Consider the following 12863-nt stretch of genomic DNA (forward strand, 5'->3'; position numbering starts at 1 on the left):
GTTACTCACCGGCCAGCAGCGCGACCGGGTCCAGGGTGTTCTCGCCCTTGGTCCAGTTGCACGGGCACAGCTCGTCGGTCTGGAGGGCGTCGAGGACCCGCAGGACCTCCTTGGGGTTACGGCCCACGGAACCGGCGGTCACCATCGTGAACTGGATCTCGTTGTTCGGGTCGACGATGAAGACGGCGCGCTGCGCGAAGCCGTCCTCGCCCTCGATGCCGAGGTCGCGCATGAGCTCGTGCTTCGAGTCGGCCAGCATCGGGAACGGCAGGTCGGTCAGGTCCGGGTGGTCCTTGCGCCAGGCGTGGTGCACGAACTCGGAGTCACCGGAGAAGCCGAGGATCTGGGCGTCGCGGTCCGCGAACTCGTCGTTCAGCTTGCCGAACGCGGCGATCTCGGTCGGGCAGACGAAGGTGAAGTCCTTGGGCCACGCGAAGACCACACGCCACTTGCCCTCGTAGGTCTTGTGGTCGATCTGCTGGAACTCCTGGCCGCTTTCCAGCGAGACGCAGGCAGTCAGGTCGTACGTGGGGAACTGGTCACCAACAGTGAGCACGCGCTCTCCTTGCGAACGAGGAAGACCGAATCGAGCGGATTCGGAAGCTTCCTACGGGGTTGGACGGATTACCGATCCTGGCACAGGCGGCATTGATCAGTGAAATAGCTAGACTGGGTCACCGTGATCGGAGGTGCCTATCAGTGGCCATCAGTAATAGGGGTATGGGCAACCGGGCCAAGCAGCCCAGCCTGGCGCAATTGCGTGCGTTCGCGGCCGTCGCGGAACATCTGCACTTCCGCGACGCGGCGGCGGCCATCGGCATGAGCCAGCCCGCCCTGTCCGGCGCGGTCTCGGCCCTGGAGGACGCGCTCGGCGTCCAGCTCCTGGAGCGTACGACCCGCAAGGTGCTGCTCTCGCCGGCGGGGGAGCGGCTCGCGGTGCGGGCCAAGGCGGTGCTCGACGCGGTGGGCGAGCTGATGGAGGAGGCCGAGGCGGTACGGGCGCCGTTCACCGGGGTGCTCCGGCTCGGCGTGATCCCGACCGTGGCGCCCTATCTGCTGCCCGCCGTGCTGCGGCTGGTCCACGAGCGCTACCCCGAGCTCGACCTCCAGGTGCACGAGGAGCAGACCTCCTCGCTGCTCGAAGGGCTCGCCGCCGGACGGCTCGATCTGCTGCTGCTCGCCGTGCCGCTCGGTGTGCCCGGCGTCAGTGAACTCCCCTTGTTCGACGAGGACTTCGTGCTCGTCACCCCGCAGGACCACTGGCTCGGCGGCCGCGCCGGCATCCCGCGCGAGGCCCTGCGCGAACTGCATCTGCTGCTCCTGGACGAGGGGCACTGCCTGCGCGACCAGGCGCTCGACATCTGCCGGGAGGCCGGGCGCACCGACGGGGCGCCGGTGACGACGACCGCGGCCGGGCTCTCCACCCTGGTGCAGCTGGTGGCGGGCGGACTCGGGGTGACGCTGCTGCCGCGTACCGCCGTCGAGATCGAGACGGGCCGCAACGACCGTCTGGTCACCGGGTACTTCGCGGAACCGGCCCCCTCGCGCACGATCGCCCTGGCGATGCGCACGGGTGCGGCGCGGCAGGGCGAGTTCGAGGAGTTCGCGGCCGCCCTGCGCGGGGCGTTGCGCGACCTTCCGGTACGGGTGCCGGAGCAGACCGGCGCCACCCGCTCGGTGCCGGGCGGCACGGGCAGCCCTAGCGAGGCCTGATCCTGGCAGGGCCCACCCCAGCCCGTCATGGGCCCCCTGGCCCCTGCGGTCTTGGGGGGCGTGAGGACGAGGGACGTTCGGGCCCGATCGGGGGCTGGGCGGAGCCCCTTCAACCCGGCTTTCGACCGGGGACCGTGCCCATTTCTCGTCGAGCGTTTCCCCACGCCCCTTGGCTGCTGGATGCCGGGCAACATCCTCAGCCTGTCCGGCGTTTGAGGACGAGGGCAGTTCAGGCCCGATCGGGGTCCGGGGCGGAGCCCCGGGAGCCCCGCCGACGGCAACCCAGCCGGGCGGAGCCCCGGGAGCCCCGCCGGACGGGTCCGGGCGGAGACCCGGGGCCCCGGGCCCCGGGCCGGCGGCTACTCCGTGCGCAGCCCCTCCGGGCGCATCAGCCGCCACAGCGGTGGCAGCGACAGGGCCGTGACGATCAGGACGACGCCGGCGCCGATGCCGACCATCGACACCGCCGGGACCCAGTCGATGGTCACCGAGCGGCCCACCATCCGCAGCAGCACCGAGCCGAGCCCGAGGCCCACCACCGCGGCGAGTGCGAGGCCGAGCGCGACCGGTACCGCGGTCTGCCACAGGACCGACCAGCTCAGGGTGGTGCGCCGGGTGCCGAAAGCGACGAGCGCCGACAGGAGCTTCTTGCGCTCGCGCAGCTGCTCCAGCATCGACACGAGCAGGCTCGCGCCGATCAGCATCAGTACCGCCGCGGCCCCGATGTAGAGGCCCTTGCGGACCCCGGCGAACCGGGCCGAGGTCCGGAGGTCGCTCAGCGAGCGTGCCGAGGTGAGCGGATCGGCCTTGGCGGCCGCGTTCAGGACCCGCTCCTTGGCGAGCCCGTCGCCCGGCGAGGTCGAGACGAACACCGTCGAGTGGATCGGCAGCTTCGCCCCCCGCGGGAGCGCGCCCGGCGTGACCATGAGCCCGGGGCGGCGCTCGCCCATGGGGTCGGGGCGGGACGCCGCCTTCCGGGTGGCCGGCGGGACGGTCCAGCGGACCGCCGTGCCCTTGGTGACGGAGCCGCCCGTGGCCGGATCGAGGTAGATCGTGCTGCCCGGCGGCGTGGCGAGCTCCGGCTCCCACGCCCCGCCGGTCGCGATGAAGGTGTCGCCGTCCCTGCACGACGGCAGGGTGGCGGCCTGGCCCAGGTCCGCGCAGGTGCCGACCGTGACGGGGATGAAGTGCTGCGGTTCCTTGGCCTTCTCGCCGGCTTCCAGCGAGCCGAGGACCGCCGCGCCGGTCACGCCGGCGACGCTCTTCAGCGCATCGACCTCGCGGGCCTGCTGGTCGGGCGGGGAGTCGGCGAGCGGGACGAACAGCTGGGCCCGGCTGGTGTCCTCGCCGCTCGACTTCACGTAGTCGCCCTCGACGGCCCCGAACAGCATTTGCAGCGCGATCGCACCGGCCACCGCCACCGCGATGCCGTTCACCATGCGGGCCGCCGAACCGGACGTCAACTGGAGCCTGCGGACGGCCAGTTGCCAGCCGACCGGGCCGCCGCCGAGCCTGCGCACGACCGCCTCCACCAGCCAGGGGAGCAGCGCGGTCACACCGATGAGCAGCAGGACCGTGCCGCCGATCACCTGGACCTGGTTGAAGGTCCCGCGGTCGCGGCCGCGGCCCATCAGCGGGGTGAGCAGGGCGAGCCCGGCCAGCGGCGGCAGCACCCGCCACCACATGCGCCGCCTGCGCGGCACCGAGGTGCGCACCACGCCGAGGGGTTCGACGACCACCGAGCGCATCGCGAACAGGGTCACCGCGACGGCCGAGGCGGGCACCGCGAGCGCCACGCCCACCGCGAGCAGCGGGCTCGGATCGAGGTCGGCGGGGAAGACGTTGAGCCCGGCGATCGAGATGTCGCCCACGTACTGGCGGCCGATCACGAAGAACAGGGCGCCGACCACGACGCCGACCACGGCCCCGGCCAGTGCCTCACCGGCCGCCATCCACCGGGTCATCCGCCGGTCCGCGCCCGCCAGGCGCAGCGCCGCGAGCCTTCGGTCGCGCCGGTCGCCGCCGAAGCGCACGGCGGCGGCGATGAACACACCGACCGGCATGAGCAGCACCACGAAGATGATCACGATGAGCAGCGCCAGGACCGGGTCGATCTTCTGCTGGGGCGCCGGGTTGACGAACGCCTTGACCCGCAGCACCTCGGCGCGATCGCTCACCACCTCCTTGCGCTGCTTGAGGAGGTCGCTGCCCGCGTAGTAGGCGAGTTCGTGCGGGCCCATCAGGCCCTGGTCCGCGATGGTCGAGACGATCTTGTACGGGAGGCGTTCCCGCAGCAGCCTGCCCTCGGAGGAGGCGAGCAGATCGCGCAGGGCGGGCGAGGCGGCCATGGTGCCGGGCGCCGGGAGCGCCGAGACGCCCGGAGGCCGCGGCGCCTCGGGGCCCTCCGGCTGGACCAGCCGGCCCCGTACGTCCGAGCCCTGGAACTGCGTGTCGACGCGGCCGATCAGGAGGGTGTCCGCCGCGGGGCCGCCCTCGACCGAAGCCCCGTAGTCGTTACGGGCGTTGTCGCGCGCGGTGCGGGCGTTCAGGGCGCCCGGCAGCGCGGTGGTACCGAGGAGCAGCGCGACACCGAGGCCCACCCCGACGGCGGTGAGCAGGGTGCGCGTCCAGCCCTCGCGGCCTCCCGCCAGGGCGAACCGGGCGCCGAGCGCGAGGTCGCGGAGCAGGCTCATACGGAGTGCTCCAGCATCATGTCGCGGGACTTTCCGTCGCGTACGACGATCTCGCGGTCCGAGTAGGCGGCGACCCGTGCCTCGTGGGTGACCAGGACGACCGCCGCGTTGGTGGAGCGGGCCGCCTCGGTGAGCAGCTGCATGACGCGCTCGCCGTTGAGGGAGTCCAGGGCGCCGGTCGGCTCGTCGGCGAAGACGACGCGGGGCTGGGTCACGAGCGAGCGGGCCACGGCCACCCGCTGGCCCTGGCCGCCGGACACCTCGCCGGGCCGCTTGTGCCCGAGGTCCGCGACCTCCAGGCGCTCCATCCACTCCAGGGACCTGCGTTCGGCCTCCCTGCGCTTGACGCCGGTCAGGCGCAGTGGCAGCGCCACGTTCTCCACGCACGTCAACTCGGGTACCAGCTGGCCGAACTGGAAGACGAAGCCGAACTCGGTGCGGCGCAGCGCGCTGCGCTCGGCGTCCGACATCGCGGACAGCTCGCGGCCGTCGTAGCGGATCGTGCCGGAGTCCGGGGTGACGATGCCGGCGAGACAGTGCAGCAGCGTCGACTTGCCGGAGCCGGACGGGCCCATCACCGCGACGACCTCGCCGGGGTGGATGGAGAACCCGGCGCCGTCGAGGGCCGGGGTGGGGCCGTAGGCCTTGTGCAGGTCCTGGGCGACGAGAAGGGAGCCGGCGGGCGTCATGCGCGTACCTCCGAGGCGAGCTGGACGAGGCGGGCGGCGGTCAGTTCGAGCCACCGCAGGTCGGCCTCCAGGTGGAACAGGGCGTGGTCGCAGATCAGCTGGTCGCTGAGGTCGCCGTGCCGCTTGCGGTCGGTGAGCACACGCATCAGACGCAGGTGCTCGGCGCGCTGGGTGTCCAGGACGTCGCCCGCGTCGCGGCCGGTGAGCAGGGCGAGGACGACCTTGGTGTAGAGGGTCGACTGGAGGTAGGGCTCGGGCTTCTCCGGCTGCCTGATCCACGTCTCGACGTCCGTGACGCCGGCCTCCGTGATGGCGTACCGCTTGCGCTCGGGGCCGCCGCCGGCCTCCACGCCGTCGACCTCGACGAGGCCGTTCTTCAGGAGCCGGGACATCGTCGAGTAGACCTGCCCGTAGTGCAGGGGGCGGTCGTGCCCGAACTTCTCGTCGAAGGCGCGCTTCAGGTCGTACCCGTGGCGTGGGCCCGACTCCAGAAGCCCGAGGAGGGTGTGGCCGATGGACATGGGGTGTTCCTCTCTTCTCAACTGCCGCAATGAGTAAGGAAGTTCCGAGGGGTCATTCGGTGCGCAGGCCGTCGGGGCGCATCAGGCGCCACAGGGCCGGCAGGCTCAGCAGGGTGACCGCGAGGATCGCCGCGGCGCCCGCCCCGGCCAGCGGCAGGAACAGCCACCAGTCGGTGACGGTCTTGCCGATGATCCGCAGCATCAGGGCGCCGAGCGCGAGTCCGCCGGCGACCGCGAGGCCGATGCCGAGCCCGACCGGGACCGCGGTCTGCCACAGGACCGACCCGGCGAGTGTCGCGCGCCGGGTGCCGAAGGCGAGCAGGGCCGCCAACAGGCGCCTGCGCTCGCGCAGTTGCTCCAGCTGCGAGACCAGCATGGCGGCCGCGATCAGGCCGAGCGTGGCAAGCCCCGCGGCGCGCAGCCCGGTCTGGATGCCGGCGTACTGCTGGTCGCGTTCCAGGGTGCGTACGGTCCTGACGCCGAGCAGCGGGGAGACCCGGGCCGCGGTGTTGCGGATGTGCTCGGCGGCGTCCGGCACCCGCTGGTCCACGGTGAGCATGGCGGAGGTGTCCGCCGAGGAGGTCAGCATCGAGGCGTCGATCGCTCCCGGGGTGGCGAAGATGCCGTCCTGCTCGGCGCCGGTGGGACCGGGGCGGGCGGTGACGGTACGGGACGATGCGGGCAGCGTCCACAACGTCGGCGGGACACCGGGCTCGTTGGACGCGGTGTTGACCGGCTCGCCCGGCCGGGCCGTGCGGTCCACCCAGGCGGCCTGGTCCCGGTCGCCGGAAGGATGCACCACGAAGGTGTCGCCGTCCCGGCAGGAGTCGATGCGGGCCAGTTCGCGCAGGCTCGCGCAGTCGCCGAGGGTCAGCTGCGTCAGGGGCCGCACGTCCTCGGAGGCGACCGGGCCCGGCAGCGTCACATAGCTGGTGACGGTGCCGATGACCTTCTCCACGCCGGGGGTCTCGCGGAAGGCGCCGATCATGCGCGCGGCGAGCTTCGCGTCCGGGTACTGGGCGCTCACGGTGTACTGGGCGCGGCTCGCGTCGGCGCCCGTCACCTTGTTGAAGTCGTCGTGGATGCCGACGGAGTACATCTGCAACGCGACCGACCCCGCGACCGCCACGGTGATCCCGCCGACCGCGCGCGCCGCCGGCCCACTGTTCAACTGGAGCCTGCGCACGGCCAGTTGCCAGGCGGGCGAGCCGCCGTGCAGCCGGCCCACGACCGCCTCCACCAGCCAGGGCAGCAGGGCGATGAGCCCGACGAGGACGAAGGTGGCGCCCGCGGCGATGCAGAGGGGGGAGAGGTACTCGTACAGCGGGAGGCCGAGGCCGGAGGACACCGCGGAGAGCGGCCCCGAGCTCGCGTCCGGGTTCTGGGACAGCAGGAGCAGTGCCACGCCGAGGGCCGGCAGGGCGAGCCGCCACCACAGCCTGCGGCGCCGGGTGCGGCCGCCCCGCACGACACCGAGGGGCTCGATGACCACCGAGCGCAGCGCGGCCAGGGTCACCACCACCGCGAGGGCGGGCACGGCCACGGCGACGAGCAGGGCGAGCCAGGGCAGGGGCCGCAGGTCGCCCGGGAAGAAGCCGAAGCTCCACAGGCCGACGGGGCCGATGAGTTCGGCGCCGCCGAGGAAGAGCAGGGTGCCGACGCCGAGCCCGAGCACGGCTCCGGCCAGGGCCTCGCCGCCGGCCGTCCAGCGGGTGCTGCGGGCGTCGGCGCCGACCAGCCGCAGCGCCGCGAGCCGACGGTCGCGCCGCTCGCCGCCGAACCGTACGGCGGTGGCGATGAAGATGGCGACGGGCATCAGGAGCACGACGCAGATCAGGATCACGAACACGACCAGCATCGGGTCGAGCGGCGCCACCTCACCGATGTTGCCGAAGCCGGCCGCGCTGGAGGCGCCGCTGTCGGGGGAGAGTGAGGAGCTGCCGGCGTAGTAGTAGAGCTCCGAGGGCTCGACAAGACCGGCGTCGCCGATGGTCGCGGAGATCTCGTACGGCAGCCGCTGGCGCAGGAGTTGGCCCTCGGGGGAGTCGAGCAGTTCGTGCAGCGCGGGCGAGACGGCCATGGTGCCGGGGGCCGGTATGGAGGTCAGTCCCGGCGGCAGTACGGGGTCGGCGTTGGCGGGGCGCAGCAGCTTGCCGCCGATGGTGGCGTCCCGGTACTCGGTGTCGGCGCTCGCGTACAGGAGGGACGCCTTCACCTGCCCGGCGTTCTTCTCCGAGCCCGCCGAGAACGGCTGCCGGCCGTGGATGCGGTCGGCCCGCTGGTCCACGAGGTGGGGCACCGACGCCGCGCCGAGGAGCAGGGCCACGCCGAGGCCGACACCGACCGCGGTGAGCAGGGTGCGGGCCCAGCCCTCCCGGCCGCCGCCGAGGGCGAACCGGATGCCGAGGCCGAGATCGTGGAGGCGTCGCTTCATGGGGCATGACTATACGCGCTAGGTATACCTGCCGTGTATACCCGGGGTGCATAGCACGCTGCGACCGCCTGATTACGGGGCAAACCAGGGCGGTATCGGGGACCTTCGCAACCCTTGGGGCGATTCGATCGTCGGTTCCCATGGGGCAGGTGCTGATTCTCACGTACGGAAAAGGCGTGATCGAATCCGCTTTGTCCATAGGTGCGGTGTTAGTTTTCTGAGCTGATCTGGCGAGTCTGGTGAGTCATATGAAGGCGAGCGACTGAGGTTATGGGCCGAGCGGAAGAGCGGCGCGCCCGGCAGGGCGGGACGCGCCGGGGCAAGCAGAAGGTGAAGAAGAAGGGCATACGCCGGTTCTTCACCTGGAAGAAGATGCTCGGCACGTTCTTCGGGCTCTGCCTCCTCGCGATGGGCGCGTTCTACGTCATCTACCTGATGGTGCCGATCCCGTCGGGCAATGACGAGGCACAGCTGGAGAGCAACGTCTACAAGCTCTCCAACGGCCAGGTGCTCGCCCGCTCCGGGAAGGTCAACCGCGAGACGGTCTCCCTCGACAGCGTCCCCAAGCCGATCCAGGACAGCTTCGTCGCCCTGGAGAACAAGACCTTCTACGAGGACAAGGGCGTCGACTTCAAGGGCACCACCCGCGGCATCCTCAACACCCTGATGGGCAAGGGTGCCCAGGGCGGCTCGACGATCACCCAGCAGTACGTCAAGAACAACTACCTGTCGCAGGAGCAGACGGTCACCCGCAAGCTGAAGGAGATCGTGATCTCCCTCAAGGTGGACCAGCGCTACAGCAAGGGCACCATCCTCGCCGGGTACATGAACACCAGCTTCTACGGCCGCAACGCCTACGGCATCCAGGCCGCCGCCCAGGCGTACTACGGCAAGGACGTCTCCAAGCTGAACCTGTCGGAGGGCACCTATCTCGCGGCGCTGCTCCAGGCGCCCAGTCAGTACGACTGGCAGGTCGCCGGCCCGACCGGCAAGAGGCTGGTCGAGGGCCGCTGGAACAAGGCGCTCGACAACATGGTCGAGATGAAGAAGCTGACGCCGGAAGAGCGGCAGAAGGTGAAGTTCGAGCCGCCCCGCGACGCCAAGGCCGACCCCGGGATGCAGGGGCAGACCGGTTATCTGGTCGACGCGGCCAAGAAGGAGCTCAACAACCACGGGGTCAGTGAGGCCCTCCTGGCCCGCGGTGGCTGGACGGTCACGCTCAACATCGACCCGGCCAAGCAGAAGCTCCTGGAGAACGCGGTCAAGGAGCAGCTGACCAGCAAGCTCGACCCGAAGAAGCGCAAGGTCGACGCGGACCTCCAGGCCGGCGCGGCCTCGGTGGACCCGAAGACCGGCGCGGTGGTCGCCCTCTACGGCGGCCAGGACTACCTCAAGCACCAGCTGAGCAACGCGACCAACACCACCTACCAGCCGGCGTCGACCTTCAAGCCGGTCATCCTCGCGGCCGCCTTCAACCAGGGCGCACAGACGCAGGACGGCAAGCCGATCACCGCCGACACCGTCTACGACGGCGACAGCGGTCGGCCGGTCAAGGGCAGCGACATCGCCTTCGCCCCGCCGAACGAGGACCATCACAACTACGGCCCCATCAGCGTCCAGGACGCGATGAACAAGTCCGTCAACTCCGTCTTCGCGCAGATGGGCGTCGACGCCCACCTCGACAAGGTGCGGGACACGGCCGTGGCCATGGGCATGGAATCCATCAAGGGCCTGAATCCCGTGCCCTCCATGACACTCGGCTCCTACGGCGCGAGTCCGCTCCAGATGGCGGCGGTGTACGCCACGCTCGACAACCACGGCAAGTCGGTCACGCCGTCGATCGTGAAGACCGCCGTGAACAAGGACCACAAGTACGAGGGAGGCAACGCCATCGGCTCCCAGGTCATCAGCCGGGACGCGGCGGACGCGGTCACCTCGGTGCTCACCGGCGTGGTCGACGACGGTACGGCCAAGACGTCGGTGGCCGAGGCCGACAACCGCGACGGCAAGCAGGTCGCGGGCAAGACCGGTACCTCCGACGACAACAAGTCGGCCTGGTTCACCGGCTACACCCCGGACCTGGTCACCTCGGTCGGGATGTGGGGCGAGGCCGCCAGTCCGCGCACGGTGACGGTCGACGGCAAGGACGTGCACATCCCCACGGGCGGCCAGGTCACGATGACCAACGGCGCCGGTGAGGACGGACGCGTCAACGGTGGCTCCATACCCGCCCGCATCTGGGCCGGTTACACCTTCGACGCGGCCAAGGGCGGCGCCGACAAGTTCGACCTGGAGACCGACCAGGGCGCGGCCAAGGAGCCGGTGTACACGCCGTCCAAGACGCCCTCGAACACGCCGTCCAAGACCCCGTCGAACACCCCCTCCAAGACCCCGTCGAACACGCCGTCCAAGACCCCCTCGGGCACCCCGTCGAAGTCGACGGGTCCGACCGGCACGCCGAGCGGTACGACCTCGCACAAGCCGAAGCCGCCCACGCCGACATCGAGCAACTCCGGCGGTGCGAGCCCGCCGGACGACCCGCTCGTGCCCAACGCGGGCAACTGACGCGACCGACACGGCCGATGGCCCCCACCCCCGAGTGGGGGTGGGGGCCATCGGCCGTTCCGGAGGGCGAGCCGGGGTCAGCCGCGCGTCGGCAGCTCGAACCAGACGACCTTGCCGCCGGAGAGCCGGGTCGCGCCCCAGCGCCGCGCGAGGCGGTTGACCAGGAAGAGGCCGCGCCCGCCCTCGTCGGTCTCGCGGGCCCGGCGCTGGCGCGGGAGTTGAGGCGAGTCGTCGCCGACCTCGCAGCGCAGTACGTCGGTCTTGAGCAGCCGCAGGGTGACCGGCCGCTCGGCATAGCGCACGGCGTTGGTGACGACCTCACTGACCAGGAGCTCCACCGAGTCGGTCAGCTCCTCAAGGCCCCAGCGCTCCAGGGCCCTGCGGGCCAGGCGCCGGGCCCGGCCGGGGGCGGTCTCCTCCGGGTCGAGGAACCAGTACGCCACATCGCTCGGCGCGATCCCGTCGAAGCGGGCGGCGAGCAGCGCGATGTCGTCGTCGCGGTCGCCCGGGCCGAGCATGTCGAGTACGTCGTCGCAGAGCGCTTCGAGCGGCGGTGAGTGGTCGGGTCCGGTCAACTGGGCGGTGGCCGCGAGCCGTTCCCGCAGCTGCTCGATGCCGGTCCACACATCGCGCAGCCGGGACTCGACCAGGCCGTCGGTGTACAGGAGCAGCGTGGCGCCCGCCGGGGCGTCCAGCTCGACCGCCTCGAAGTCGACCCCGCCGACCCCGATCGGGGCGCCCGGTGGCACCCGCAGCACCTCGGCGCGGCCGCCGAGGTGCAGCAGGACCGGTGGCGGGTGGCCGGCGTTGGCGATGGTGATGCGGTGCGCGACCGGGTCGTACACCGCGTACAGGCAGGTCGCCATGCGGTCGGTGCCGAGCCGCTGGGCCTGCTCGTCGAGGTGGTGCAGGACCTCGGCGGGCGGCAGGTCGAGACCCGCCAACGTCTGAGCGGTGGTGCGGAGTTGACCCATGATCGCGGCGGAGGTCATGGAGTGGCCCATGACGTCGCCGACCACGAGGGCGACCCGGCTGCCGGGCAGCGGGATGGCGTCGTACCAGTCCCCGCCGACCCGGGCGGTCTCGGCCGCCGGGAGGTAGCGCGAGGCGAGCCGCACCCCGGTGGGCTGGGGCAGGCTGTCGGGCAGCATGGTGCGCTGGAGTTCGTCGGCGATGTAGGCCTCGCGTCCGTACAGGACGGCCTTGTCGATGCCGAGCGCGGTGTGGGTCGCCAACTGGGCGGCCACCAAGAGGTCGTTGGCCTCGAAGGCGGGCCGCTCGGGGCCGCGTACGAAGACGGCCGCGCCGATCACCCGCCGCCGGCCGCGCAGCGGGGCGAGTATCGCCCGTCGGCCGCCGGGCACCGTACGGTCGGGGCCGAGCAGTTCGGCCAGGGCCGCGCGGGCCGCCGGGGACTCCGCGAACACCGGGCGCACTCCGCGCAGGACCTCGTTCAGCTCGCCGCCGGTGCGCACCTCGCACAGTTCGGACGCGGGGGTGAGGTCGGGCCCCGACCCGCCGAGCACGGTGAGGCCCTCGGCCTCCGCGCTCTCGCTCAGCGCCTCGTCGACTAAACGCAGCCGGTCGGTACGGCGAAGGCGCAGCACGAACGGGGTGGCCGGCCGCTCGTCGCCGACCGGCAGCGGGTCGCGCAGATGGACCAGGATGGCGTCGGAGAACGTGGGCACGGTGGCCCGGCACAGTCCGAGCACGATCTCGTCGAGGTCTATCCCGCGGGCGATCCGGCGGGTCGCGGCGCCCACGAAGCGCAGCCGGTCGCCCTCGCGCCGGGCCACCGCGGCGGCGCCCTCGCCCGGCTCCGGGGCGGCCGGGCCGCTCTCGCCGCCCGCGCCCACCGAGGGCACGGCGGCCGCGGCCGCGCTGTCACGGCTCGCCCGCTCCGGCTGGCCCGGCACGGACGCGGTCACGCCGCCGCTCCGGTCGGCGCGGGCGCCCAGCGGGGCGCGCCGGGACGGGCCGCCCGGTTCCGGCACGGCCGGGGTATCGGCATGGGGCCTCCCCTGCTCCTCAAGAGCGTGCGGAAGGGTCTGCTCCGAGGGCCGGGCGCGTTCCTCGTGCCGGCTCTCGTGCGAGGTGGGCTGGGGCTCCGTCACGCGTCGGGTTCCGTCCGTCCGGGATGAGGCGTCCACCCTGCCGCGAGCGGCGGCAGTGGCGGCGACAGGGTAAGCATGCGTGATGCCGTCGCTTCACGCGGTATACCCTCCCCCAACTTCTTGAGGTGCGGGGG

8 protein-coding genes are annotated in these 12863 nt (G+C 72.0%); 2 read left to right on the forward strand and 6 right to left on the reverse strand.

Annotated elements, in window-relative coordinates; all coding sequences use genetic code 11:
• Position 1: 1 nt before the first annotated feature.
• On the reverse strand, positions 2-556 hold the full coding sequence (locus ACFYNP_RS17895; protein ID WP_100574859.1) for a peroxiredoxin: 555 nt from the start codon (positions 554-556) through the stop codon (positions 2-4).
• Positions 557-720: 164 nt separating this feature from the next.
• Between ACFYNP_RS17895 and ACFYNP_RS17900 the strand changes: the two genes are divergently transcribed.
• Complete coding sequence (locus tag ACFYNP_RS17900) at positions 721-1713, forward strand: hydrogen peroxide-inducible genes activator (protein WP_388786621.1); 993 nt, start codon at positions 721-723, stop codon at positions 1711-1713.
• Between the two features lie 359 nt (positions 1714-2072).
• Here the strand turns inward: ACFYNP_RS17900 and ACFYNP_RS17905 are convergent, their stop codons facing one another.
• Genes ACFYNP_RS17905 through ACFYNP_RS17920 form a run of 4 tightly spaced genes read right to left on the reverse strand, consistent with a single transcriptional unit; the run spans position 2073 to position 8050 of the window.
• Complete coding sequence (locus tag ACFYNP_RS17905; RefSeq protein WP_388786355.1) at positions 2073-4406, reverse strand: ABC transporter permease; 2334 nt, start codon at positions 4404-4406, stop codon at positions 2073-2075.
• The gene (locus ACFYNP_RS17910; RefSeq protein WP_388406227.1) at positions 4403-5095 is read right to left on the reverse strand and encodes an ABC transporter ATP-binding protein; all 693 of its coding nucleotides are present in this window, start codon (positions 5093-5095) and stop codon (positions 4403-4405) included. Before ACFYNP_RS17910 ends, ACFYNP_RS17905 begins: the two co-directional genes overlap by 4 nt.
• Positions 5092-5616, reverse strand: coding sequence for a PadR family transcriptional regulator (locus ACFYNP_RS17915; protein ID WP_388406230.1), 525 nt, complete (start codon positions 5614-5616; stop codon positions 5092-5094). The genes ACFYNP_RS17910 and ACFYNP_RS17915 overlap by 4 nt, the downstream gene beginning before the upstream one ends.
• A gap of 52 nt (positions 5617-5668) precedes the next feature.
• Complete coding sequence (locus ACFYNP_RS17920) at positions 5669-8050, reverse strand: FtsX-like permease family protein (RefSeq protein ID WP_388786357.1); 2382 nt, start codon at positions 8048-8050, stop codon at positions 5669-5671.
• Between the two features lie 270 nt (positions 8051-8320).
• On the opposite strand from ACFYNP_RS17920, the gene ACFYNP_RS17925 reads away from it, so the two are divergent.
• Positions 8321-10615, forward strand: coding sequence for a transglycosylase domain-containing protein (locus ACFYNP_RS17925; RefSeq protein ID WP_388406236.1), 2295 nt, complete (start codon positions 8321-8323; stop codon positions 10613-10615).
• Positions 10616-10692: 77 nt separating this feature from the next.
• Here the strand turns inward: ACFYNP_RS17925 and ACFYNP_RS17930 are convergent, their stop codons facing one another.
• The gene (locus tag ACFYNP_RS17930; protein ID WP_388406239.1) at positions 10693-12729 is read right to left on the reverse strand and encodes a SpoIIE family protein phosphatase; all 2037 of its coding nucleotides are present in this window, start codon (positions 12727-12729) and stop codon (positions 10693-10695) included.
• Positions 12730-12863: the final 134 nt, after the last annotated feature.

It is taken from the genome of Streptomyces sp. NPDC006691 (genome assembly GCF_042869955.1).
Taxonomy (GTDB): Bacteria; Actinomycetota; Actinomycetes; order Streptomycetales; family Streptomycetaceae; genus Streptomyces.

Excerpts from the sequence above, each read along its gene's own strand:
- ACFYNP_RS17910 (WP_388406227.1), bottom strand. The coding sequence starts at position 5,095 with ATGACGCCCGCCGGCTCCCTTCTCGTCGCCCAGGACCTGCACAAGGCC.
- ACFYNP_RS17900 (WP_388786621.1), top strand. The coding sequence starts at position 721 with ATGGGCAACCGGGCCAAGCAGCCCAGCCTGGCGCAATTGCGTGCGTTC.
- ACFYNP_RS17915 (WP_388406230.1), bottom strand. The coding sequence starts at position 5,616 with ATGTCCATCGGCCACACCCTCCTCGGGCTTCTGGAGTCGGGCCCACGC.
- ACFYNP_RS17905 (WP_388786355.1), bottom strand. The coding sequence starts at position 4,406 with ATGAGCCTGCTCCGCGACCTCGCGCTCGGCGCCCGGTTCGCCCTGGCG.
- ACFYNP_RS17925 (WP_388406236.1), top strand. The coding sequence starts at position 8,321 with ATGGGCCGAGCGGAAGAGCGGCGCGCCCGGCAGGGCGGGACGCGCCGG.
- ACFYNP_RS17920 (WP_388786357.1), bottom strand. The coding sequence starts at position 8,050 with ATGAAGCGACGCCTCCACGATCTCGGCCTCGGCATCCGGTTCGCCCTC.